This window comes from Shewanella sp. H8 (assembly GCF_040285065.1).
Lineage (GTDB): Bacteria > Pseudomonadota > Gammaproteobacteria > Enterobacterales > Shewanellaceae > Shewanella > Shewanella polaris.
In genome coordinates this window covers 2,344,086-2,369,986 of the sequence record NZ_CP157213.1, presented here as the reverse complement: position 1 = coordinate 2,369,986, position 25,901 = coordinate 2,344,086, and the positions used below count along the sequence as shown (strand labels likewise).

15 protein-coding genes are annotated in these 25,901 nt (G+C 40.5%); 11 read left to right on the top strand and 4 right to left on the bottom strand.

The features are described 5' to 3' along the window. Nucleotides 1-323 precede the first annotated feature (323 nt). Nucleotides 324-1,652 (top strand): HAMP domain-containing sensor histidine kinase, encoded by a 1,329-nt coding sequence (locus ABIS04_RS10245; protein ID WP_350431001.1) that lies wholly within the window; start codon nt 324-326, stop codon nt 1,650-1,652. A gap of 38 nt (nt 1,653-1,690) precedes the next feature. Continuing rightward, entirely contained in the window at nt 1,691-2,230 is a 540-nt protein-coding gene (locus ABIS04_RS10240; RefSeq protein WP_350431000.1) for a response regulator, read from the top strand. A gap of 510 nt (nt 2,231-2,740) precedes the next feature. Here ABIS04_RS10240 and ABIS04_RS10235 read toward each other — a convergent pair. Then, nucleotides 2,741-6,883, bottom strand: coding sequence for a hypothetical protein (locus ABIS04_RS10235; protein ID WP_350430999.1), 4,143 nt, complete (start codon nt 6,881-6,883; stop codon nt 2,741-2,743). A gap of 941 nt (nt 6,884-7,824) precedes the next feature. Between ABIS04_RS10235 and ABIS04_RS10230 the strand changes: the two genes are divergently transcribed. Then, complete coding sequence (locus ABIS04_RS10230; RefSeq protein WP_350430998.1) at nt 7,825-9,570, top strand: protein adenylyltransferase SelO family protein; 1,746 nt, start codon at nt 7,825-7,827, stop codon at nt 9,568-9,570. Nucleotides 9,571-9,861: 291 nt separating this feature from the next. Here ABIS04_RS10230 and ABIS04_RS10225 read toward each other — a convergent pair whose 3' ends face one another. Further along, the gene (locus tag ABIS04_RS10225; protein WP_350430997.1) at nt 9,862-11,751 is read right to left on the bottom strand and encodes a methyl-accepting chemotaxis protein; all 1,890 of its coding nucleotides are present in this window, start codon (nt 11,749-11,751) and stop codon (nt 9,862-9,864) included. 1,138 nt (nt 11,752-12,889) lie between these two features. Between ABIS04_RS10225 and ABIS04_RS10220 the strand changes: the two genes are divergently transcribed. The 6 genes from ABIS04_RS10220 to ABIS04_RS10195 all read left to right on the top strand — a co-directional run bounded on the left by ABIS04_RS10220 (nt 12,890) and on the right by ABIS04_RS10195 (nt 22,292). Beyond that, nucleotides 12,890-13,534, top strand: a complete 645-nt coding sequence (locus tag ABIS04_RS10220; RefSeq protein ID WP_350430996.1) for a GntR family transcriptional regulator — start codon at nt 12,890-12,892, stop codon at nt 13,532-13,534. Nucleotides 13,535-13,588: 54 nt separating this feature from the next. Beyond that, a complete protein-coding gene (gene prpB, locus ABIS04_RS10215) occupies nt 13,589-14,467 on the top strand; it encodes a methylisocitrate lyase (protein ID WP_350430995.1) in 879 nt (292 codons plus the stop codon). A gap of 103 nt (nt 14,468-14,570) precedes the next feature. Beyond that, nucleotides 14,571-15,695 carry a 2-methylcitrate synthase gene (prpC, locus tag ABIS04_RS10210; RefSeq protein ID WP_350430994.1) on the top strand — a complete coding sequence of 375 codons (1,125 nt, stop codon included), beginning with the start codon at nt 14,571-14,573 and terminating at the stop codon, nt 15,693-15,695. An 87-nt stretch (nt 15,696-15,782) separates the two neighbouring features. After that, nucleotides 15,783-18,374 (top strand): Fe/S-dependent 2-methylisocitrate dehydratase AcnD, encoded by a 2,592-nt coding sequence (acnD, locus tag ABIS04_RS10205; RefSeq protein WP_350430993.1) that lies wholly within the window; start codon nt 15,783-15,785, stop codon nt 18,372-18,374. A gap of 89 nt (nt 18,375-18,463) precedes the next feature. Beyond that, the gene (gene prpF / locus ABIS04_RS10200; protein WP_350430992.1) at nt 18,464-19,633 is read left to right on the top strand and encodes a 2-methylaconitate cis-trans isomerase PrpF; all 1,170 of its coding nucleotides are present in this window, start codon (nt 18,464-18,466) and stop codon (nt 19,631-19,633) included. Nucleotides 19,634-20,105: 472 nt separating this feature from the next. Further along, nucleotides 20,106-22,292, top strand: coding sequence for a sodium:proton antiporter (locus ABIS04_RS10195; RefSeq protein WP_350430991.1), 2,187 nt, complete (start codon nt 20,106-20,108; stop codon nt 22,290-22,292). A 92-nt stretch (nt 22,293-22,384) separates the two neighbouring features. Here the strand turns inward: ABIS04_RS10195 and bcp are convergent, their stop codons facing one another. Both bcp and ABIS04_RS10185 read right to left on the bottom strand, forming a co-directional pair. Next, nucleotides 22,385-22,852 carry a thioredoxin-dependent thiol peroxidase gene (gene bcp, locus ABIS04_RS10190; RefSeq protein ID WP_140235569.1) on the bottom strand — a complete coding sequence of 156 codons (468 nt, stop codon included), beginning with the start codon at nt 22,850-22,852 and terminating at the stop codon, nt 22,385-22,387. Between the two features lie 86 nt (nt 22,853-22,938). Beyond that, the gene (locus ABIS04_RS10185; RefSeq protein WP_350430990.1) at nt 22,939-23,475 is read right to left on the bottom strand and encodes an ACT domain-containing protein; all 537 of its coding nucleotides are present in this window, start codon (nt 23,473-23,475) and stop codon (nt 22,939-22,941) included. Between the two features lie 282 nt (nt 23,476-23,757). Here ABIS04_RS10185 and dapA point away from each other — a divergent pair, with 282 nt between their 5' ends. Next, nucleotides 23,758-24,642, top strand: a complete 885-nt coding sequence (gene dapA / locus ABIS04_RS10180) for a 4-hydroxy-tetrahydrodipicolinate synthase (protein WP_350430989.1) — start codon at nt 23,758-23,760, stop codon at nt 24,640-24,642. Between the two features lie 4 nt (nt 24,643-24,646). After that, nucleotides 24,647-25,744, top strand: coding sequence for an outer membrane protein assembly factor BamC (bamC, locus tag ABIS04_RS10175; RefSeq protein ID WP_137227008.1), 1,098 nt, complete (start codon nt 24,647-24,649; stop codon nt 25,742-25,744). The last annotated feature ends 157 nt before the right edge of the window (nt 25,745-25,901 follow it).

Sequence of the window (25,901 nt, the reverse complement as noted above, 5' to 3'; positions counted from 1 at the left end):
TATAAAAGCAAACACTGCAAAAAGTCTTAACCAGTTAATAACCGTCAAAAGGGTAGTTAAATTGAAATTGTTATATTTGGCCGAGTGAATTGCTATGCATTATATCTACATATTTAACGGTAGGCGAGGCGTTTTTGTGGCTGATTAACTATTTTACTGACTCGCAAGTTAGCCCGCCTAGCTGAATTAATATCGTTAAAATAGGCACTGCGAGAGTAAATTTTTGATAAAGTGACCTATAATCGCCGTGTTGTAAGGCCCTCAATATTTCAACGCTGTATCTTTGGCTTAATACATCACAAAAAATTAGGATAAACAATAGTATGGCAAATGTGAATGTTTCGTTTAACGCAAGCCAGCAACAATTAGCCTTACTGCGATTAGTGAATTGGGGCCTTAAAATTGGCCTTATTTTGTTTGCGACAGACTTATTTGGCTTAACAACACCTCCAGTAACCTTGTCTTACGTGTTAATTTTTGAAGCCTGTTATGTCGGCTTTAGCTATCGCTTTCATCGACTCAGCATGAACAACAATGGTTTGTTGTTTTTAACCTTATTATTAGACACTTTGTTTTGGGCTACGTGGTTATATTTTACCGGCGGAGCAACCAATGCCTTTGTATCATTACTACTATTACCGATTGCTATTTCAGCCATTACATTACCCCTATGGGCTCCTTGGTGCTTAACCATAGTGTCGACAGTATTTTATAGCTTGATGATTGTTGATATCACCGAACAAAATAGTGGTTCAGTAATGGACCATGACATGAGCCAGATGAATCATGTTATGCAAGCAAATCAGGCTATGCCAGCAAGCCACAGTATGGACATGGGGTCGCACTATTTAGGCATGTGGTTTAATTTTGTTATTTCGGCATTAGTCTTAACCATCACAGTAGGCTTTATTGCCAAACGTATTAGACAAAAAAATGCCGAGCTGCACTATTTACGAGAAGCGCAGTTACGCCAAGAAAAGATATTGGCGTTAGGCACCGCATCAGCGCAAATGGCACATCAACTGGCAACGCCTTTAGCCACATTACGCTTACTAGTTGATGAACTATCCGATTCGATCAATGATGTTGAACAAACTGAATTGATCAGCGAAATGCAGCAAGCGCTAAATCGCTGTGAAGTCACCTTAGCTGATTTACGTTTAGCGACTGAATCGATTAGAGAACAAAAACTGACAGAGCAGCGCGTCGATAAATTAGTGATAATGTTAACCGAGCAAATAAGTTTATTGATGCCAGAAGCGCAATTGAATATATCCATAGCACCACAGGTTGAGTCACATATAGTGTTGACAGACATGGGGTTATTGCCAGCATTAATGGCTCTTATTCAAAATGGCGTCCAAGCCAGTGAAGATAATCAACATTCGTCTCAGGTCGATGTAAATATTAGTCTTTCTCAACCAAGAGAGTTGAGTATCATCATTCGTGACTACGGTGTCGGTATTGCAACCCATTTACTTCATACATTAGGCAGTAACATGGTAAAAAGCCCCAAAGGGATGGGCATTGCTGTTTTATTAAGCCACACCAGCTTCGAGCGTTTAGGCGGTAAGTTATACCTTAAACCCCATTCTGAATGCGGCACCGAAGCCATTGTGACCTTACCGCTGAGCGAACAAAAAACAAGTTGAAGCGAATTGAAGCCAATATAAGCTGAATAGAGAACAACATGAACAAGCTGTTGATTATTGAAGATGATTTAGCCCTTGCAGCCATTTTAGCCCGCCGACTCGGCAAACACGGTTTTGAGTGCAAAACCTGCCATCACGCCAGCGACAGTTTATTAATGGCAAGGCAATTTGTTCCAACCCATATCTTGTTGGACATGAAACTAGCTGAACATAATGGCTTATCGTTAATTAAACCATTAAGACAACTTATTCCTCATGTGCAAATGGTATTACTCACTGGCTTTGCCAGCATTGCCACCGCAGTAGAAGCCATCCGCCTTGGCGCAGACAATTACCTCGCCAAACCTGTCGACACCCAAACCTTATTAAATGCATTATCAGTCTCGGGTCAAACCACAACGGTTTATGATGATATTGAAGAGCTGCCACTTAATCCTAAACGCGTCGAATGGGAACACATTCAACAAGTCCTCGCCAACAACAATGGCAACGTATCAGAAACCGCCCGCCAGCTGGGCATGCATCGGAGAACCTTGCAGCGCAAATTGCTGAAAAAGCCAACGGCAGATAATCGGTAGAATAGGGGAGTTTGGTGTTTGTCCGGTTTTGGACAAAGGGTGTTTTTAGATATTGCTTCATGGCCTGCGGCCACTAACGTCGTGGCGCTTTACCCACACCAGACTAACATCGCAAGGTTCCACCCTGCACGGGCCAAAAGGGGATCAACAGCAATCCCCTCTTGGATCACCCCTGCCGTTCCGGCAACATTTTCGCTTTTTAACCAAACAACAGTAGCGAAAAAATTGCGACGGAAATTATCGAGCTTCTGACAGCGAATGTAACCATCTTCAGCCTTATTCGAAAATGCTAACGCTTTCGATGGTACATCCTGTACCGCGAAAGCTAGCCTGACGTCCTGTCAGGCTCACGCTATTTTCTTCAACGGCCTCAAGTTCAGAGTTGAATTTAACTATTCCCAATCATGGCTTCTGACTAATTTATGGACAAAAGCAAGTTAGAGCAAAGACTATCGTTAAAGAGTGACTGATTAGAAAAAGTATCTCAGTTAATTCAAAAGCCCTAATACGCTACGACCCCTTTATCTTCATTTTTAATATTTGCAACTTTTCTAATGCTTCAATAAGTAATTCTGCCCACGCTCTACAATCCCCTCCAAAAATATTTACCTGATTACTTTCTGATTCTTCGTAGGGTTGAATTGCATGTTCACACAGTTCTAAAATAGAACATATTTTCAGACTGTCCTTACTAATATCCTCTCTTGCCTTTTCTATTAAGTTACCAGCAGAATGAATATGACATGTCAATGACTCTGTTAAAGGCTTTAAATAGCTTTCTAGTATCTCAATTCCAGTTTCATTTACATTTGAATCAAGAGTTCCGAAACAATGTATATGGTTTATTATTCCGAAAATACTACCTACTTCGTTCTCTAATTTTTCTAAGCTCTCTCTGGTGGCTGTCTCCGTATTTTTGATCTCAAGGTAAGTTAACGCTTCAGGGGCAATTGGATGAGGTAAATAGGTGTAGAGTTTTTCTCCATTGATTACTGGCTCACTCCCGATAAAACAACTAGTCGAAACTACCCAAGCGCTATTAGATACGGCATGTCCTTTGTTAGTTGGTACAATTACGAAATTGTCCCACAAATCCGCCAATACAAAATATTTAAGGTCAGAAAAATTTACAGGTCTAACGGCTTCAGTTAACGCATCTACAGTATTTATTAAAACGTTTTCCATGCAAGCTAAGTCATGAAGCTCTACTTTAATCCAAAGGGCATTTTTTCCTTGGTATTCATAATTTTCACTTAAAATTGATGAGCTCATGCAATAGTCAGACATATTGCTAAGTGATGTCTTGACAGAGCTTATCAAGTCATTGTTTAAATTAGTTATAATTGATGAAGTTCTTATGTCTGGTGAATCTTTCCAGTACTTTTCAGGATGGTGAGCAAATTGATACCAAAGTGCCCAAGCTTTACTAAATTTTTCTGTTTCTGTTTTTTCCAACTGGTGAAGTTTTTGATGAGGAAAAAGGTCACTAAAAAGTGACCTGAACTCATGTTGAAATCGCTTTAAGTTTTTGGAAGCGTCATTAAAATTAACACAAGAAAGGTGAGTATTATGTTCATTAAATATGTGACCTAAAGATTCATTACGTTTGTATAGCTCATCGTGCTGTTCTTTAGGTAATCTGCCTATAAGGCCATTAAAGACAAGGATAACATTAGATTGACTAAAGAAATTGGTTAAAGGAAAGATGTAATCCCCAAGTGATTTTCTGAAATTTGTTGAATCGTTTTGGATTGTTCTAAATATAGCTATATTTTTACTCTGCTCTTTATCGTAGCGCAGTGTTCCTTCACTGGTAATCCCCCAAGGATCAACCGCAAGCTTAGGTAACTTAGTTAACTGCCAATTGATTTTCGCTAGACTTTCCCAATATTCGCTATCGATTTTTCCAGTACCTATAAGCGCTCGGGGTATCCGTTTTCTGAAGTATGCAACTAGCGTTTTATTTAATGTAGTCAATCCTTTTACAATTTGTTCCCTAACTGATAAGACATTGTTTGCGTACTCTAGCCAATCATTTGGTCTAAAGATGTAATCAGCATAATTAGCCCATGTCGAGTTAACACTCACAAATTGTGGTAGAGGGATTGCCGACTTCACAATGTTTTTATGGCTTTCATCTAATGGTAACTCCATCAATATATTTTGGTGTCCGTAACCTTGAGTTCCGTATTTTTCTTTATCCGGAAACAGCTTTCTTAATATAGTTGCCCTAGTTCCTGACATTTTATTTATATAAGTTCCAGTATATTTATCTGAGTCAGTGCCTACAGCGGGTATAATATAGTGAATAGTTGGGTTATTTTGTTGCTCAAGCCAAATAGTCTGAGTAGACGTTTGAAAAATAGAGATGATTTTTTGATTGTTATTGTTTATAAATGATTGATATAAATCATAGGAAAAGGAAAATAGACCTATAGTTAAATCTGCTAGTGGTACAATATCTTCAAATGTAGACTCAATATCTATCTTAAGTAACCAAGACAGATCTAACTCATTAGCAATATCTAACCTATCTATCCATAATAAGACTTCCCCCATACCTGACCAGTCACTGTTGCTATAAGGAGCCAATAGATTATTAGGCATATGTGTTAGCCAAACCTCCAGGTAGCGATACACTGTATTCGGTGCACTGATCTGCTGCCTTAGCACCTTGATACGTTCAGTGGCAGTTGGATTGTTTTTTCCAAAAATATTTATCAAGTCTTCTACAGGATCACTTTCTATTGCTCTTCCAATATCTTGTTGCAAAATCAGTGACCATCCATCACCTCCAGCAAGTAATCGAGAGGAGTTAATAACGTCTCTATTCTCAATTACATGATTACGAATACCAAACCATAATAATGCTCGCCCTATGCCAGCAACGGCCCCCCAAGTTTCAATCTTAAGCTTCATTAGATTGCTGAATAACATTTCAAATTCGTTTGGTTTTTCAACAAACGAATATAGCAGGAAGGTTTCAATATCAGCTTCAGGAATACTTGGTAAAACAGATAGAGCAGATTCGATCCAAGGAGAAAAAGCTGGGTCAATCAATACCTCGACAAGAAGTTTTGAGCGAATAGGATGTAATGCTTCGATATGAATTTTGTCAGCTGTTCGACGAATTAAATATTCATTTTCAAACAGACTAAAGGTACCTTGTGGATCTTTTAAATCGGTAGTTTTTACTAGTGACTTAATGTCTACTCTGGCCTCATGCGAGGTTGCTACAGCACAAGCCAATAAAAATTTAATTGCTGATGCCTCTAATTTACCTTCTCTAACTTCAGTTCTTAAACGGCTAACCTGAGAACTAAGCCTTCCTTTAAGTGATTTAGTTTGAGTCAGAAAGAATACATATTCCAACAATGAACCGTTACCACTGAACCCTAACCAAGCTTGTTCAAAAGATGGATAAGGCTTGGCAACTCCTTTTTCTATCAAATTAAAGTAAATATGCTTAGCTTCCTCTTTGGAAAGCTGAAGCTGAACAAGGGCCGGGAAACCTAACTGATCATTTGAAATATTTTGTCGTGCCAAATCTTCTTCTCTGATTGATATGAGGATTTTTATGTTTGGCCTTTCAAGCAAAGCAGCTACTAGAGATGTCCAATCTGGATCCCTTGGGCTAACATCGATGTACAAGTATAAAGTCGCATCGAATATTGCTAATTGATCTGCAATAGCTAAAGCTATTGTTTGAGCGTGGGCTCGGTCTTCAATAAATTTAACTTGTAGTCGCCAGGCTTCAGGAACATATTCATATAGATAACGATAAGCTAAAGAGGTTTTTCCCTGACCTGATGCACCGTGAATAATGACTGTTTGAGATATTTTAAATTGGTTATCTATTTCTGTTAGTTGATCTTGCCTAAGGATATCTAATTGAGCTTGAATATGACTAAATCTAGTTGATACTCCTCGGTAGTATTCTTTCTCTAAACTATGTTTTTCGATGGTGTTATTGCTTTCTAAAGGTGTTACGGACTTAAACCATTCGTGATGGTGTGCCTCTCGCTCCGCAAAGTATCGACCTATTGAATTGATTTTTTCAAAAAGTATTACGTGAGTGATTTTCGTTCTTTTTTCTGATGCCTCTAGCAACCAAGAGGTTAACAATGATAATGCATGCTCAGTTGAACCTGATGTTAATGTTTTCCTCAAGCACTCAGAAATATCAAAGTCCAACTGCTCCTCCACGACAGAGCCCCAAACTAAACTTTTAAATAGTAGGTCAATTTGTGAATTACAAATTTTTAATTTTACTAATTTCTTCCTAAGCTTATTTTGGTTAGCCGCTTTATTTTTATCTGAGATAGACCATGCACTTTTAAGTTCATTACCTATTGTACCAAAGCTAATCACTTCTACTCGTGGGGACCCATTACTCTTTAATAAATCTAAGCTGCGATGAATAAATGTATCAGCTTTATCAGCCACGATGAAATCGGACAGAGTAAGAGGATCACTAAGTGCTTTTACTTGTACAGCTCTTACTAATTTTTCGCCTTGGTATACAGCTAAATCCTCGTTACCTTCTGGCTGAAAAATTAACCCAGAGTCTTTCGACTGTAGAATTTCGTGCAAAATGTATAAAGTTTGAAGTCTGTAACCTTTTAAAGCAGCTTTTGCACCTGAATTGCTCACATAATCCCTTATTCATTTGAAACCGACTGACAATCTAATATATTGATAACTTGAGTAAATTTCAACCAAAAACAGAGCCGTATATGGACGTTCCATACCCGTGAAGACAAAACTCTGCTGCTGGGGTAATTATTACTCCAGCTTTTAGTCAATCGTGTTATGACAATCTCTGTGTTTAATCGATGCGACTCATTTCCGCTAGAAGCGGGTGTATACCATTTAAGTGAGAAGCTTCTAAAACCAAGAAAAGACGGCACAGGATAACTTCTAGATTGTGCAAAAACCTTTCAGATTAGCTTTTCTATAGCCAAAGCTTTACTAGCCTTATTTACCTTTTGAACTGCCAAACTCACAATGGGGCAAAAACGAGTTAGTTTTATTGACTTGGAAATGGACCAGTTCAACTCTGAACTAGAGGGCGTTGAAGAAAATAGCGTGAATCCTGACATGGATGTCAGGCTAGCTTTCGGGGTACAGGATGTACCATCGGAAGCGTTAGCATTTTCGAATAAGTCCGAGGCGGAATAACAATAAAGTCAAAAGCTGGATCAACCCCATGGCGACCTTTTCGCTGTTTGAAAATGTTGCGGGGCGGCTGGGTGATCCAAGAGGGAACAGCCGTTGGTTTCCTTTTGGTCTGGTGTGGGTGAAGCGCCACGACGTTAGTGGCCGCAGGCCATAGCAGATATGATGGATCATCATATGACATGATCTCAATTTTGCAGATGCAGCAAGCTAAGCTTTCCATTAGTACAACGAGTCGTTACCATGGATGTCGGTTGTATTCATTTATCTCTGACTCTTTCAAATATCACAGCGCAGGCCTTCGACATATATGCTGACAAGATCCGCTTCCAGACATCGAAAAAATCGAATAATCGTCGACACGATGAACCATCAAGTTGTGAACAACCCTTCGACTCAAACAACAAGGTATCCCAATGACTAATCAACTGTCCCAGAAAACATCCGTTACTGTCGAGACAGTTGACGATCTCGCTAAATTGAACAACTACTCGTTGATGGACACGCTTAACTGTGATCCTGACGCAACATCAAACGGCGTCGACCACGCGCCGCGACAAGTATTCTCTGGCCACTACGTTCCTGTAAAACCGACTCCAATTGAAAATCCAGAGTATGTAGCACACAGCAACAGCTTCTTTGCTGAATTGGGTTTTGCCGACAGCATGGCGCAGTCTGCCGATTTTATGAGCTTATTCTCCGGCGACCTTTCAAACGTTCCTGAGCCAATGAGCAAGGTTGGGTGGGCATGCGGGTATGCACTGTCTATTTTTGGTACCGAATACATCCAACAATGTCCGTTCAGAACGGGTAATGGCTACGGCGATGGTCGAGCGGTTTCTGTGCTAGAAGCAGTGATTAACGATAAACGCTGGGAAATGCAGCTTAAAGGCGGTGGCCGCACGCCATATTGCCGCGGTGCAGACGGTCGCGCGGTGTTGCGCTCTAGTGTGCGTGAGTTTCTCGCACAAGAGCACATGCACGCGCTTGGCGTGCCAACGTCTCGTTCGCTGAGTTTATATGTGTCTAAAACCGAGACTGTCCAGCGGCCTTGGTATTCTGAGGGCTCTAACGCACAAGATCCTGACCAAATGATCACCGAGGCTGTTGCTATCTCGACGCGTGTGGCACCCTCGTTTATTCGGGTTGGTCAACTTGAGCTATTCGGTCGCCGCGCCCGTAAGCAAGAACACCCTCAAGCGATGGCAGAGCTTGAACAGTTGATGTTGCATTTAGTTGACCGTGAATACGCTGATGTTATCGACCAACAACTCACTAATGAAGAAAAAGTGTTTTTGTTGGCGCGCGAGTTCCGTAGTCGTCTGACGTCATTGATAGCGAACTGGATCCGTGTTGGTTACTGTCAGGGTAACTTTAATAGCGATAACTGTGCCGCTGGTGGCTTCACTCTCGATTACGGTCCGTTCGGATTCTGCGATGTGTTTAACCCACAATATCAACCTTGGACGGGTGGCGGTCAGCACTTTGCGTTTTTTAATCAAGGTGTAGCTGCAGAACGTAATTTCTTGATGTTTTGCACGGCACTAAGCCCATTACTGATGTCTAAACCAGATTATCTAGAACAGCTCCAGCAGTTGGTTAATGGCTTTTCAGCTGAGATGGAAGCAAAAATGGAGCAGATGTGGGCGGCTAAACTTGGACTTAACACTTTTGATACAGCGCTATTTAATGAGCTTGAAACGCTTATGCTGCAAACGCCAGTGGATTACACCCTGTTTTTCCGTGAGCTTTCGTCACTGCCTGATAATATTGGCCCACTGACAAAAAGCTTCTACCGAGATTTATCACAAGGGCCAAAGGGGTTGGAGCAACGCTGGTCTGCTTGGCTAGCACAATGGCAAACACTGCTCGACAGCTCTATGGTCGGAAGCACTAGCAGCGCGAATATGCCGCGCAACTGTGATGAGATCGCTTCGCAGATGAAACTCGTTAACCCTAAATATACCTTGCGAGAGTGGTTGCTGGTGCCTGCTTATCAACAAGCCAGTGTTGGCAATTATTCGTTGGTTCGAGAACTACAGGACGTTATGACGCAGCCTTACGCTGAGCAGTCTCAGGACGTTGAAGACAAATACTATCGAATCAAGGCATCTGAATTCTTTGGGGTAGGTGGTTGTTCGCATTTAAGCTGCTCGTCGTAACGTTTAGGCTATTGATTGTTAAGACGGATTACTCTGCCATTGAGGTTATGAATGGGTTTACATGGATTGGGTGATTCTGCTTTGGTTAAATCAATGGATAACTGAGATATGGTTATGATTGTATAACCGGTTTATTATTCATTGAGTCATTTCGATTACCGAGAAAATGACACTTGTAACGTTAGCCTAAGAATTTACCTTGAATAGATAAACTATAACATTATAAATTCTTAGGCTATCTGCATATCACCTTACTAAGTACACAATAAAAGGATTGTGTTGATTAAATCATTATTTTAATTTGAATTGCGCTAACAATTTTTCTAAGTTCTCTGCTAATTGATTTAAGTGCTTAGATTGATTAGCGCTATTTTCTGCATTTTTCAAGAAGTCTAATGATACGTTTTTAATCGATTCAGTATTTCTTGACACCTCATCAGTAACTTGGTTCTGTTCTTCTGCGGCAGTGGCTATTTGCGTTGACATATCATTAATGTCTTGAATTGCTGATTTTATTTTAACAAAACTAGTATTTGTTTCTGCTGCATTTTCTACACTGGATATTGCCAATGTATGACAGCTTTCCATGGATTTAACCGCAGTTAAAATAGTGTTGTTGAAAGCAGTTATCATGGACGAAACTTCTTCCGTAGATTGATGGGTGCGTTGCGATAACACTCGTACTTCATCTGCTACGACCGCAAATCCTCGACCTTGCTCACCGGCACGAGCAGCTTCAATGGCTGCATTTAATGCTAATAAGTTAGTTTGATCTGCAATGCTACGGATGGTTTCAACAATGGAGTTAACTTGTAAACTTTGTTTATCTAACTGAGTAATAATCGTTGCTGCACTATTTACTTCATTAGATAATTTATTAATGGATTCTTCACAACTGGCAGCAACCACTTGGCCTTGATTACTCATAGCAACGGAATGATTAGACGTTTCTGCTGTTTTTTCTGCATTACTAGCAATTTCATTAGTTGCTGAAGACATTTCTGTTACCGCTGCAGCCACCATGTTTATTTCATCTTGTTGTAGTCTACCGCTTTTCGTCTGTTCAGATGCTGAATGAGCAATGCTACTTGCTTCTTGGGTTAACTCTTCTGTTACTTTAGATATTTTTAATAAGATACCTTGGAGATGTTCAGAAAAATTATTAAAATTACTCGCAAGCTTACCTATCTCATCATCAGAATTAACGGGTATACGTTGGGTTAAATCACCGTTTCCTTCAGCCGCCAATTGTAATGCATCAGATACTGTCATTAAACTGGTCAAAAATAGCTTAATACCTTTTAATGCAAGAAATAGAAATAATGCAATTAATACCACTGCCAGAATAATAAGAAAGTTCATTAAATCACGTACTGGTTTTAATAAAACAGATTTTTTCCCAGCCATAACAATATAAAAAGTAGTATTCTCTAAATGTGTTTTTGAGGCAAAGTACTTTTCACCATTAAATTCCAATTCCAAAATTTTATTATTTAAACTTGTATTTTGTACCAAATCGTTCGTTAGAGTAGAGTTCAATTCTGAAAGAGGTTTGGTATTCAGATTGGCCTGTGGATGAGCGATAATAGTTCCTTTATCAGATACTATGAAGGAAAACCCATCACCAGGTACATTCAGTTTAGTAATGGTATTGACAAGGTAGTCTAAATTAACATTACCGCCTACAGCACCCACAACCTTACCACTAGATTCAATTTTTTTTGCTATACCTATTGCGATTTCACCAGTAGATGCAGAAGTAAAAGGATCTGTGGTGATAACGTCATTACTTGTTAACGCCATTTTGTACCACCCCCGTACTCTAGGGTCATAATCTTCTATGGTATTCAATCCTTCTCTTCGATAGGTATCACCATTTTCAATGCCATAATATGCGAGTGATAATGAAGAGCCTGCCATTACTGTTTCTATCAAAACAGCAATTTCTTTAGGGTCTGATAAACCCTGAACAGAAGTTGATAACGCCTCTATCCCGTTGCGCTTTACTTCTAACCAGTCTGATAATCGAGCCGCATTAATCGACCCAGTATCGATTAAATTATTAGCTATAGACGTTTGAGTTTGTTCATTAATATTATAAATAGCGACGGTTGTTAAAATACTAGAAAGTAAAATAAGCATTAATGAAGATAAAATAAAAATTTTCTTAAAAAGAGACATATATATACCTATAGAATGTAAGGGTTTTTAGAGTTTTTATACAATTATAGTATACAAAACGTAACTTTCAGCTTGACTTTCAACATAATTTTTTAGCATGTTTTTAGCATAAATAGTACTAAAAACGTCATTCCCCAATGATGATTTTAAATAGATTTTACTGCACATTTACCCATAATATCTTCTATATTAAACGACTTAACGTTAGCTTAAGTGATGGATAACTATTTATCGGCTGAACATCAGTTAAATTTAACCTTTAATCTTCTTCAGTGAAAAATGACCAAGCTTTATGATTATTACCCTTACATTTCTCTTGCTTTAATTCTGTATTTTTAATCTATATTCCTATCTTAGAAGATAATATATACAAATATTATAAAAGATAATTGATTCCACAATACAACAGTCTAGACCATGTTATTGACTTGCTAAGTAATTTTTCTTTATATATCCATTTCTATTTATTGTGAATGAGTCGTAAGAATAAAAAAAAGTTCGTAGATAATGAATTTTCTTGAAGAGAAAGAGATAAGAAACAACACCATGGTCTTTTGAAACTATAGTAGTTGAATAAAACTGTACACTGATATCCGGCAAGCTTTCGAGGGCGAAGCTCTATAGTGTTAGTTGTTGCAGGCAAAAAAAGGCCTCTATATCAATAGAGGCCCAATAATCTTATTCAGAATAAAAGCGATACCTTTAATCAGCCTCTATCCCCATTCCCATAGCAGATAGAGGCTGAGTAAAGTCACCAAGCATTGAGTAGACACTCAATTGTAACTCATCAATCTATGACCAATCAGTTTGCAACCAAACAACGCCAAAGTGTGTACCAAAACGAATAAACGTCAGCGAATTATAGTTATTAAAAGGGGGATGTCACTGACGTTATCCTTCTATTAATTTTGCTCCAACTTTGCCATTGCGACAATTGAATATCCCCTATCTGCGGCATTTTGTCGCAGGGGGGAGTCTTCCCTATAAACCTCTCTACATTGAGAGCAAGACAAAATTTACTCGTCAAGTAAATTATTGTCGACAATAAGCACCTTTTTTGCTTGTTATGTATTCAATAGGTGTTATATTGTCGACAACTTGTTGTGATAGATCAATTTTAAATGCCTAGGATACAAGCATGAACCAGCCGATTACTTCTGCAGATAAGACCTTTGTAGCCCTTAGAGACGATATAGTCGAAGGTCGTATTCAGGCCGGCTATAAATTGAGCGAAACTGAATTGTCGACAAAGTATGCTGTGAGTAGAGCCGTGATCCGTGAAGCCATTAACCGATTAGAGTCGTGCCATATTGTTGAGCGAAAAGCCAACGTAGGGGCTCGTGTGGTTGCGTTATCTCCACAAGGGTTGATAGAGCTGTATCAAGTTCGTGAATCACTTGAAGGTATGGCGGCACGTTTAGCGGCGACAAATATGAGTGATAACGAAATTGCTGATTTAAGTGCTTTATTACAATCTCACTTTGATGAAGTTAAAGGTGGCGAGTCTTATTACCAAGAAGCTGGCGATGTTGATTTTCATTATCGGATTATTTTAGGCAGTAAAAACAAACACCTAATTTCAATGCTGTTTGATGGCATTTATCATTTAGTGCGCATGTATCGGGTGCAACTTGGCATGGCGGGTCCTCGTGTAACAACTGCCTATGATGAACACAAACACATTGTTCAGGCCATTTCAAATCGTGACGCAGAATTAGCCGAAATGCTGATGCGCCGCCACATTATGTATTCTAAAAACAGTATTGAACATAAATTATCGTAACGACTTATCTGTGGCGTTAGTGTCCACGGTCTTAATTGCATAGAGGGAAATATCATGAGTGCAGGTAAAAAATTTCGTCAAGCATTAGCTAACAACAAACCACTGCAAATTGTCGGTACCATTAATGCTTATGCCGCCATGATGGCCAAGCAAATTGGTCATCAAGCGATTTACTTATCTGGCGGCGGCGTGGCTAACGCCTCTTATGGTTTACCCGATTTAGGCATGACATCGCTAACTGACGTGCTTGTTGATGTGCAGCGTATTACTTCAGCCTGTGATTTACCTTTGCTGGTGGATATTGATACGGGTTGGGGGGGGGCATTTAATATTGCCAAAACCATTCGTGACATGGAAAAAGCTGGCGCTGCAGCGGTACACATGGAAGACCAAGTGGCACAAAAGCGTTGTGGCCATCGCCCAAATAAAGAAATTGTCCCAGTAGAAGAAATGGTCGATCGGATTAAAGCAGCCGTTGATGCCCGTATCGATCCTGACTTTTTCATTATGGCGCGCACAGACTCGTTTGCTCAAGAAGGGTTAGAAGCCGCTATTGAACGCGCTAAAGCGTATGTGGCAGCGGGTGCTGACGGTATTTTTGCTGAAGCGATTCAAACAGAAGCGCATTATCGCGCCTTTGCTGAGGCTTTAGATGTGCCTATTTTGGCTAATATTACTGAATTTGGCCAAACTGAATTATGGAATAAGCAACAATTAGGTGAGTGGGGCGCTGCAATGGTGTTGTACCCATTGAGTGCATTCCGTGCGATGAACAAAGCAGCTGAAAATGTTTACAGCGCAATTTTAACCGATGGCGACCAAAAAGCAGTGGTTGATACCATGCAAACTCGTATGGATTTATACGACTATCTTGGTTATCACGATTATGAACAAAAATTAGACAGTTTGTTTGCGGAAGGTAAAAATAAATAGCGGCCTCAGTACAACAATAAGACTCGATTACAACTAAAATAACAATAGCCTACAACCGCGATTTAGCAGTGCTAAATCGTGAAAGCAAAAGAAGGAAAATATCATGGTAGACAAGAAATTATCAGGCGCAGGATTACGCGGTCAGAGTGCTGGCGAAACAAAATTATGTACTGTTGGTAAATCAGGTTCAGGCCTAACGTACTGCGGTTACGATGTCTCTGATTTAGCCGATAACGCTACCTTTGAAGAAGTCGCTTATTTATTATTTAATGGTGAGCTGCCGACTCAAACGCAATTGAGTGCTTATAAAACCGAATTAACTGCGCAACGTGATCTACCTGATGCGCTTAAATCGGTATTGAAGCTTATTCCTGCCGATGCACATCCAATGGATGTGATGCGAACAGGTTGCTCATTTTTAGGCAACCTCGAACCAGAAGTTGATTTTAGTCAACAACATAAAGCGGCGAACCGTTTACTAGCCGCATTCCCGGCCATCATGTGTTATTGGTATCGTTACACTCACGACGGTGTAGAAATTGATTGCACCACGGATGAAGAATCCTTGGGTGGTCATTTCCTTAAATTATTACGCGGTGAAACACCGTCAGAACAGCACCGTAAAGTCATGGACGTGTCGTTGATTTTATATGCTGAGCATGAGTTTAACGCATCAACCTTTACCGCTCGAGTGTGCGCATCAACTTTGTCTGATATGTATTCATGTGTCACTGGCGCCATTGGTACTTTACGCGGCCCTTTACACGGTGGCGCAAACGAAGCTGCAATGGACATGATCCAAAAGTTCAGTTCGCCAGCAGACGCCAAAGCGCAGATGGCATTGATGTTAGAACGTAAAGAAAAAATAATGGGCTTTGGTCATGCCATATATAGCGTATCTGATCCACGTAATGTGATTATTAAAAAGTGGTCTGAAAAGCTGGCACACGAAAATGGCGACACTTCTTTATACGACATTTCAGTCGCCTGTGAAGAGTTTATGTGGGACACCAAAAAGCTATTTTGTAATGCAGACTTTTTCCATGCATCGGCTTACCATTTTATGGGCATTCCAACTAAATTATTTACCCCAATCTTTGTCTGTTCGCGGTTAACCGGCTGGGCGGCACATGTGATGGAACAGCGCTCTAACAACCGGATTATTCGTCCAAGTGCAGATTATGTAGGAAGTGAGCCGCGTAAAGTGGTGCCTATTAGCCAACGTTAATCGGTTTGCCGAGTATCATTATGATGACTCGGTTTTTTTCGATATAGATTAGCGCTTATTACTTACATATTTATTGTGGATGAAGTTATGAATACTCAATACCGTAAAGCCTTACCTGGCACCCAATTAGATTATTTTGACACCCAAGAGGCTGTTGATGCGATTGAGCCTGGCGCCTTTGCCAAGCTTCCTTATTGTTCTCGCGTATTTGCCGAGAACTTAGTGCGTCGTTGTTCGCCAGAGACACTTACTGATTCGTTAAAACAACTGATTGAGCGCAAAAGTGATCTCGATTTTCCGTGGTATCCGGCTCGCGTGGTTTGTCACGATATTTTAGGCCAAACCGCGTTAGTCGACTTAGCGGGGCTGCGTGATGCCATTGCAGAAAAAGGCGGTGACCCATCTAAAGTAAATCCAGTAGTACCGACTCAATTGATTGTCGATCATTCATTAGCGGTAGAATATGCAGGTTTTGACAAAGACGCCTTTGAAAAAAACCGTGCTATTGAAGACCGCCGTAATGAAGACCGTTTTCACTTTATCAATTGGACCAAAACGGCGTTTAAAAATGTTGATGTTATCCAACCGGGTAACGGCATCATGCATCAGATTAACTTAGAACGTATGTCACCAGTGGTGCATGCACAAAACGGTGTTGCATTTCCTGACACTTTAGTCGGTACCGATAGCCATACACCGCATGTTGATGCTTTAGGCGTAATAGCCATTGGTGTGGGCGGTTTAGAAGCAGAAAGTGTTATGTTAGGCCGCGCATCATATATGCGTTTACCTGATATTATTGGTGTTGAGGTTACGGGTAAGCCGCAACCGGGCATTACAGCAACGGATATCGTTTTAGCGTTAACAGAATATCTTCGTGCGCAAAAAGTGGTGTCATCTTACCTAGAGTTTTATGGCGAAGGGACTACCCATTTAACCCTTGGCGATCGCGCAACCATTACCAACATGACCCCAGAATATGGTGCCACTGCTGCGATGTTTTATATCGATAGACAAACTATCGATTACTTAACGCTAACAGGTCGTGATGACGAGCAAGTTAAATTAGTCGAAACTTATGCTAAACAAGCTGGATTATGGGCAGATACCTTAACAAACGTAGTTTATGAACGGGTACTGCATTTTGACCTATCTTCTGTTGGGCGTAATATTGCTGGGCCATCAAACCCGCATAATCGCGTACCCACTTCAGAATTAGCCGCGCGTGGTATTAGTGGCGTGGTTGAAAACGAACCCGGTAAAATGCCCGATGGCGCGGTGATTATTGCTGCCATTACCAGTTGTACTAACACCAGTAACCCACGCAACATGATTGCAGCAGGTTTATTGGCTCGCAATGCTAATGCACGTGGTTTATTACGTAAACCTTGGGTGAAATCATCGCTGGCGCCAGGCTCTAAAGCAGTGCAATTGTATTTAGAAGAAGCAGGTTTATTGCCTGAGCTTGAAAACTTAGGTTTTGGCATTGTCGGTTTTGCCTGTACCACGTGTAACGGCATGAGCGGCGCGCTCGATCCGGTGATTCAACAAGAAGTAATTGATCGCGACTTATACGCCACTGCAGTGTTGTCGGGCAACCGTAACTTTGACGGTCGTATTCATCCTTATGCCAAACAAGCATTTTTAGCATCACCTCCCTTGGTCATTGCTTATGCCATTGCCGGTACCATCCGTTTTGATATTGAAAAAGATATCTTAGGCATCGATAATCAAGGCCAAGCGGTTACGTTGAAAGACATTTGGCCAACCGATGAAGAAATTGATGCAGTTGTTAAAGCAAGTGTTAAGCCTGAGCAATTCCGTAAAGTCTATGAGCCAATGTTCGACATTAAAGTCGAGTATGGCAGCCATGTAAATCCACAATATGATTGGCGTCCGCAAAGCACATATATACGCCGCCCACCTTATTGGGACGGAGCCTTGGCGGGTGAGCGCACCATGAAAGGTATGCGTCCATTAGCAGTGCTTGGAGACAACATCACCACCGATCATTTATCGCCATCAAATGCGATTATGCTCGACAGTGCGGCAGGGGCATATTTACACAAAATGGGTTTGCCGGAAGCTGACTTTAACTCTTATGCCACTCATAGAGGCGATCACTTAACTGCGCAACGTGCGACGTTTGCTAATCCAAAACTGTTTAACGAAATGGTTCAGGAAAACGGTAAGGTTAAACAAGGGTCACTTGCGCGACTAGAGCCTGAAGGCAAAGTGACCCGCATGTGGGAAGCCATTGAAACTTATATGGAACGTAAGCAGCCACTGATTATTATTGCCGGCGCTGATTATGGTCAAGGTTCGTCGCGTGACTGGGCAGCCAAAGGCGTGCGTCTTGCAGGGGTAGAAGTGATTGTTGCTGAAGGTTTTGAACGTATTCACCGCACTAACTTAGTGGGCATGGGCGTATTACCGCTTGAGTTCACTGCAGGCCATAATCGTCATACTTATCATATTGATGGTACCGAAACCTATGATGTGGTTGGTGAACGTAAGCCTGGTGCAATGTTACAAGTGATTATGACCCGCAAGAACGGTGAGCAAGTGACTATTCCGGTTAAGTGTCGTGTTGACACTGCCGAAGAATTGTCAATTTATGAAGCTGGTGGTGTATTACAACGTTTTGCTCAGGACTTTTTAGCCAACGAAACCAAGTAATTATGTGTTTTTGTGCCTTATTTAACCGGCAGCTTATAAGCTTATTGATGGCTTGCCGGTTTGGTCTTTTGTTATTTTAGGAATATGTGATGGCTCATTTACCACAAATGAAAATTCCAGCGACTTATATGCGCGGCGGCACCAGTAAAGGGGTATTTTTCAGTTTGACTGACTTGCCTGCAGCCGCTCAAGTGGTTGGCGCAGCCCGTGATGCAATGTTACTACGTGTTATTGGCAGTCCCGATCCTTACGGTAAACATACCGATGGCATGGGCGGAGCAACCTCAAGTACCAGTAAAACAGTTATCTTATCCAAAAGTACTCAAGCTGATCATGATGTTGACTATTTATTTGGTCAAGTCTCGATTGATAAACCATTTGTCGACTGGAGCGGAAACTGCGGTAATTTAACCGCAGCGGTGGGATCATTTGCAATTAGTAATGGTTTAATCGATCCAAGCCGAGTGCCTGAAAATGGCACCGCAATCGTGCGTATTTGGCAAGCTAATATTCATAAAACCATTATTGCTCATGTCCCTATTACCAATGGTGAAGTACAAGAAACCGGTGATTTTGAACTTGATGGTGTGACGTTTCCCGCAGCTGAAGTGCAAGTGGAGTTTTTAAACCCTGCTGACGGTGACGGCGCTATGTTTCCCACAGGTAACGTGGTCGATAAACTTGACGTGCCAGGCGTTGGGAGCTTTAACGCCACCATGATTAATGCGGGCATTCCAACAATTTTCATTAATGCAGCCGATATTCAGTATCAAGGTACTGAGTTGCAAAATGACATTAATAATGATGATAAAGCCTTAGCCATGTTTGAAACCATTCGTGCTTACGGTGCAGTAAAAATGGGCTTAATCGACCATATTGATGAGGCTGCAGCTCGTCAACATACCCCTAAAGTGGCCTTTGTTGCACCTGCTACGAATTATATTTCATCCAGTGGTAAAGCGGTTAATACTGACGATATCGATCTGGTCGTGCGGGCATTGTCTATGGGTAAACTGCATCATGCGATGATGGGAACCGCAGCGGTGGCGATTGGCACTGCAGCCGCCATCCCTGGCACATTAGTTAATTTGGCTGCCGGTGGTGGCGAACGTAAGGCCGTTCGCTTCGGTCATCCTTCTGGCACGCTTAGAGTGGGAGCAGAAGCAGAATTAGTGCAAGGTCAATGGCAGGTAAAAAAAGCCATCATGAGCCGTAGTGCACGAGTATTAATGGAAGGTAAGGTACGAATTCCTCAATAATAGCGCGGTTTATGCTTATAAAAACCTCAGCAAAAGCTGAGGTTTTTTTGTTTCTGAGCGAATTGAAGCTAAAAAACAAACGATTAGGGTGTATGGTTATAGGACTATTTGCTCATTTAAATCAGATATTTACTCATCTAACGTTTAAATGGTATAAAATGTGATATTGGTCAAAAAAGTCTTGATCCCTTGGTTAAATTAGTATGTTATATGCTGAATTTTGTCAGCCATATTTGTTGAACAATGTTTTTAAGCGCTGACATACAAACGTCATATAACGATGGGTTATTTATGATGTAATAAAAAATCAAACGGATGAATAATAGTGATTAATTGCTATTGATTATTTTACTAAATCAGCTTGGCATACCAACAATTATGCTGACTGCATTTAGAGTTGGATATTAAATTAAGCCACATTGCTTTTTAGTGTTAGTGATGGGCAATGAGAGCAATACAAAAGGAAATGATTATGGTTGAACACATTACAGGTATGCTGGCTTTAATCGGCGTGCTATCACTTTTGTGTCAATGGGTGGGGTGGAAATTACGTCTACCCGCAATTTTACCACTTTTATTGTGTGGATTATTGTTAGGGCCAGGGTTAGGGATCCTCGATCCTGATGAGATCTTTGGCGATTTGTTGTTTCCTATTATTTCGTTAGGTGTTGCGGTCATTTTGTTTGAAGGGGCATTGACGCTCAACTTTAAAGAAATTAAAGATCACGGCAGAATGGTGACTCACCTCGTTACCATAGGTGCTTTTATCACTTGGGCCTGTATTGCGCCTGCTGCACATTATCTGCTTGGTTTTGACTGGGCAATTGCGATGTTATTTGGTGCGTTAGTGGTAGTAACAGGGCCGACAGTGATTGTGCCTATGTTACGTACCGTGCAACCAAAATCCAATTTAGCCAGCATTTTACGTTGGGAAGGTATTATTATTGACCCCATCGGTGCCTTACTTGCGGTATTAGTCTTTGAGTATATCGCTGTCACTGCCGATCCTACTTCGCACGTGCTACATGCACTGGGTCTAACTTTACTGCTTGGTTTTGGCTTAGGCGCGGCTGCGGGTTATTTAACGGGTTTAGCGATTCGTAAAAACTTATTCCCGCATTACCTGCTTAATACCGCGGTACTGACTATCATGCTTGGTGTATTTGTTGGTTCAAATATTCTTCAAGAAGAGTCTGGTTTATTAACTGTGACTGTAATGGGTATTTTGTTAGCGAACATGCGCGGTGTCGATATAGCCGATATTCTCGAGTTTAAAGAGACGCTAACAGTATTATTAATTTCGGCATTATTTATTTTACTCGCCGCAAGATTAGACTCTAATGCAATGATAGATCTTGGTTTTGGTGGTCTAGGGGTTCTATTAGTTGCGATGTTTATTGCGCGTCCATTAAGCATTTGGATTTCTGGTTTAGGTACCAATTTAACGTCAAAAGATAAGTGGTTTTTAAGTTGGGTTGCCCCTCGCGGTATTGTTGCTGCGGCCATTTCATCGTTATTTGCGATCAAATTAGAATCAGTTGGCTTAGAAGGTGCGAGTTCAATTGTACCTTTAGTATTCTTGATTATTATCGGAACCGTGGTGATTCAAAGTTTAACCGCGGGTCGCTGGGCTAAGTATTTAGGTGTAAAGGATGGTTCTAATCAAGGTTTATTGATTTTCGGGGCATCTAAATTTTCACGCGAATTGGCTTCAATTTTGATATCTAAAAACATTAAAGTCATTTTAGCGGATAATAACTGGGACAGTATTCGTGAAGCGCGAATGAAAAATATTCCGGTATATTTTGGTAATCCAGCTTCAGAGCATGCTGCTAATTATATGGATTCAAGTGGCATTGGCCGAGTATTAGTGATGTCTCCTTACCGTCAGTTAAATCCGTTGGTGACTTTTCACTTCCAAGATTTATTGGGATCAGAAAAGGTCTATGGTTTAAACAATGGTGACAGCGCTAGCGCTCGTCATCAGTTGTCAGAGTCTTATCTAAAGCGCTTATCTTTGTTTGGTGAGAATATATCTTACGCCAAAATTGCCAGTTTAATGGCAAAAGGTGCAGTATTAAAAATCACTAATATTACCGAAAACTTTACCTTCGAACATTTCAAGAGTCGCTATGGTGAAACTGCATTGCCGTTGGTTTACTTAACCAAAGAAGGTAAAGTGAAAGTGATATCTGGTGCTGAAACCGTTAATCTACCTGTGGGGATAGAGTTAATTAGTTTGTTGCCTCAGGAAGCGCAAGAACAGGCAATTATTCAACGTGAATTAAATGAAGAGGCCGATCGCCAAGCCAAAGCATTGGCCGACGCTGAAGCTAAGGCGGCCGCTGAAGCAAGAGCTGTACGCGAAGCAGAAGAAGCTGAGCAACGTGCCATTGATAAAGCACAACGTAGAGAAGAAGAATTGGCACAGTTTGAAGCTGAAGAAAAAGCCCGCTTATTAGCTGATGAAGAAGCTACATTAATTAAGCAAGAAGCTGCGGAACTAGCAAAAATCAAAGCTGCTGAAGTGAAAGCGAAAAAAGCTGCAACCGTTAACGATGTTAAAGAGCCAGATACTGTGGCGGATGATAAAGCTGACGATACTATGGCCGACGATAGCAAGACTACTGAAAATGACAATTCACCAAAAGAGAGTTGATCATTAACTGACTTGAGTGGAGTTGTTTGTAATAAAAAGGCTTAGCAAATTGCTAAGCCTTTTTATTACGCGTTATCAAGCTAAATAGCAGCTTATTTTTCTAAGCTTGCTAATACAACTTCGTGATGATCTTTCGTTTTGAACTTGTTAAGTACATGGCTAATTTTGCCATCAGTACCGACGATAAAACTTAAACGATGAATGCCGTCATAAATTTTACCCATAAATTTTTTCTCGCCCCATACGCCAAATGCGTCAGCAACAGCATGGTCTTCATCACTGAGTAATGTGAAGTTTAATTGTTGCTTTTCCGCAAACTTAGCCAACTTTGCTACTGGATCTGGGCTGATGCCAAACACTGTGACATGTTGCTCATCAAGCTGGGCTTTAATGTCGCGTAGGCCTTGTGCTTGTACCGTACAACCTGGAGTAGAGGCTTTAGGATAGAAGTACACTAAAACAGGGCCTTTAGTGAGTGTGTCTTGTAAAGAGACTGATTCACCAGCTTGATTCTGTAGGGTAAATTTTGGCGCTACGTCGCCAACTTGTAATGTGTTCATCATGTTTCCTTTATCTGATCGTTATACCTTTATGTCGTCGACCTTATTACGTCAACTTTAGCGATAAAGTTCATTACTCTCTAAGGTTATTCTATTGCAATGCCTTGCATGCGCTTGATTGTGCACTCTAAAGACATTGATTCGGCCAGTTCATATATACCTTGTTCAAGTTTCAATAAATTCACTTTGTCGGGAATGTTTATGGCTAATATAATCGATTGAGTTTTAAGATTATTATTGTCATCAGCGTGAGAACGTACAGCGGCTAAATCAAGCCCTCTGTCGGCCAAAAACTGAGTGATACTTTTCATGGTGCCGCGCTGGTCTTCACCATTGAAAATCACTTCAATCCGAGAAACAAAGTTCTCAGGGGTATGTTTAGAGGTTCGCTTCATTACCGTCATGAGTTCAAGCTCAACACTCAAACTGGGTAATAAGCTTTCAATTTTTGTTATATCAGACCAAGAGCCTGATATCATCATAATTAAGGTAAATTCGTTACCAAATAATGCCATACGACTGTCGACGATATCGCAATCACATTCACTTGCTAAACGCGCTAAACGACTGACTAATCCCGGACGATCTGCGCCCATTGCCGTAACGACCAGATAATTGGTCATGGATTTTCCTCACTTGTTGATATCGTAGAGCGAAAACTTATGCAAAGTATATAAGTTTTGGTGGGGTGTTAATGCTATCATTTTTCACTAAAACACCTCAATATAGTAACCTATATCACTCACATAAATGTGATTATTTTTTAGATCTATGGCATTAAAGATGCTAGGTTACGTGGCAATAAATATCTTAAATGACTTATTTCAGATTATGGTTACCGTAGAGCTTGTCATTATTGGTTGGCATCAGTAACATAGCGAATCCTGAAACCGTGGGGAAGATAGATGATAAACGGAAGCATCGTAGCCTTAATCACTCCAATGAACAGTGATGGCACAGTAGATTATGCAAGCCTAGAAAGACTTGTTGAGTTTCATATTGAACAAGGTACTGATGCTATTGTTGCTGTCGGTACTACTGGCGAGTCAGCGACTTTGCCAATGAAAGAACATGCCAATGTGGTTAGTCAAACGGTTAAGTTTGCAGCAGGTCGCATTCCGGTTATCGGTGGTAATGGTGCCAATGCCACTGCAGAAGCAATTGATTTAACTAAATCAATGCAAAACTCAGGTATTGTTGCGATGCTTGGGGTGACACCTTATTACAATAAACCAACGCCTAAGGGATTGATTGCCCATTATACGGCCGTTGCTGCAAGTACTGATATTCCGCAAATTCTTTATAATGTACCAGGTCGTACCGCCGTGGATATGAAGCCTGAAACTGTCGCTGAATTGTCAACTGTGAGTAATATTATTGGTGTTAAAGAAGCCACTGGTGACTTAAGCCGTGTTGCACGTTTACGTGAATTATGTGGTGATGATTTCTTACTTTTCAGTGGCGATGATGCGACTGCACGTGAGTTTTTGTTGCTGGGTGGTGATGGCATAATTTCCGTAGCAAATAATATTGTTCCACATGCATTCAAAGCAATGTGTGACGCGGCGATAGCCAAAGATGCACAATTAGCTGCAAAAATTGATCAACCATTAACCGGAATATATCGGTCTTTATTTTGTGAAGCGAACCCAATCCCAGTCAAATGGGCTGTTCATCGTATGGGCTTGATAGCTAATGGTCATATCCGTTTACCTTTAACTGAACTTTCTGAGCAGTTTCATGGTCTGTTAATAGAAACAATGAAACAAGCTGATATTGAGGTAGAATAAATTCATGTTGAAGAAAGTCACTCCGTTACTACTAGTTGCAGCTGTTTCAGCTTGCAGTACACCATTAGATCGCCGTCAAGCCAACGGTTCTGATGAATTCGTTAATGCTGAATCTATACCATTACTGACTATTCCAGAGGGTTTGAACACACCTACTTATAGCAAAGAGTATGATATTCCTGCTGTGGGTAAAGACGTTAATAAACAGTTAGTGGGTAAAAATCTTGATATACGTGCACCATTGCAAGTATTGCCAATGGCAGAAGGCACACATATAGAAGAAAGCAGTGATAACATTCGAGTGGTGATAGAATCAATTGAAAGTACCACTGATTTAAAACAAGAAATCTTTGATGTTATCGATGGTTATTTAGCTAAAAATAATATTGCTATTCGTAATGAAGATTATGATGCTGGTTTTATTGAAACCGATTGGATTGAAAATGATGAAATCATTGAATCTAACTGGTGGAGTAGCGATAAGGTATATCAACTTCGTCAACGTTACCGTTATCAGGTTGATGTGAAACCTCATGGACGTTCTGGCTTTGTGTCGATTGATTTGGTTGAACATCAAGAATTTTACGATGATAAAGATCAACAAATATTATTAAGTGGTGAAGACAAACGTCGTTACACCACCGATATGCTGAATAATGCCATTGCTTATATGAGCATAAAACGAGATCAAGCTATTCGAGCTGCTCGCATTCAAAAAAGCTTAGGTATTAAAGTTGATTTAATGACTAATCCTACAGAACCTGCTTATTGGTTAGCTGATGCAAACTTTAATTCGGTATGGGATCGTTTACGTATCGTGTTACCGGAAATGGGTTTCGATGTTGTTGACATGAACAAGAGCGAAGGTTTGTTTTACATTAACTTGCAAGAAAGTGGTGGTTTCTGGAGCTCTTTGTGGAGTGAAGAGAAATTGTCACTGAAGAAAGGCAGTTATCGTTTGATGCTTAAAGAAACTGATAATGTCGATCAGACCAAAATATTATTACATGATTTAGAAGACAAACCGTTATCAGACGAGTCAGTTACCGAAGTGTACAATATTATTTCTGATTTAATGCAAGAAGACCGTAAAGTGCGTTAAACCTTTCGATTAACTCGTATTACTAAAAAGAGACGCATTTAGCGTCTCTTTTTTATTTTATATATAACCTATCATCGGTTTAAACCATTCTCATATTGACAGTCAATACACTTAATATGTCAATTAGTCACAATCATTAATTTATACAAATGAATCG

Bases quoted from the DNA above. Each gene is read 5' to 3' on its own strand.
- ABIS04_RS10245 (WP_350431001.1), top strand. From the start codon at position 324: ATGGCAAATGTGAATGTTTCGTTTAACGCAAGCCAGCAACAATTAGCC.
- ABIS04_RS10240 (WP_350431000.1), top strand. From the start codon at position 1,691: ATGAACAAGCTGTTGATTATTGAAGATGATTTAGCCCTTGCAGCCATT.
- ABIS04_RS10230 (WP_350430998.1), top strand. From the start codon at position 7,825: ATGACTAATCAACTGTCCCAGAAAACATCCGTTACTGTCGAGACAGTT.
- ABIS04_RS10225 (WP_350430997.1), bottom strand. From the start codon at position 11,751: ATGTCTCTTTTTAAGAAAATTTTTATTTTATCTTCATTAATGCTTATT.
- ABIS04_RS10220 (WP_350430996.1), top strand. From the start codon at position 12,890: ATGAACCAGCCGATTACTTCTGCAGATAAGACCTTTGTAGCCCTTAGA.
- prpB (WP_350430995.1), top strand. From the start codon at position 13,589: ATGAGTGCAGGTAAAAAATTTCGTCAAGCATTAGCTAACAACAAACCA.
- prpC (WP_350430994.1), top strand. From the start codon at position 14,571: ATGGTAGACAAGAAATTATCAGGCGCAGGATTACGCGGTCAGAGTGCT.
- acnD (WP_350430993.1), top strand. From the start codon at position 15,783: ATGAATACTCAATACCGTAAAGCCTTACCTGGCACCCAATTAGATTAT.
- prpF (WP_350430992.1), top strand. From the start codon at position 18,464: ATGGCTCATTTACCACAAATGAAAATTCCAGCGACTTATATGCGCGGC.
- ABIS04_RS10195 (WP_350430991.1), top strand. From the start codon at position 20,106: ATGGTTGAACACATTACAGGTATGCTGGCTTTAATCGGCGTGCTATCA.
- bcp (WP_140235569.1), bottom strand. From the start codon at position 22,852: ATGAACACATTACAAGTTGGCGACGTAGCGCCAAAATTTACCCTACAG.
- ABIS04_RS10185 (WP_350430990.1), bottom strand. From the start codon at position 23,475: ATGACCAATTATCTGGTCGTTACGGCAATGGGCGCAGATCGTCCGGGA.
- dapA (WP_350430989.1), top strand. From the start codon at position 23,758: ATGATAAACGGAAGCATCGTAGCCTTAATCACTCCAATGAACAGTGAT.
- bamC (WP_137227008.1), top strand. From the start codon at position 24,647: ATGTTGAAGAAAGTCACTCCGTTACTACTAGTTGCAGCTGTTTCAGCT.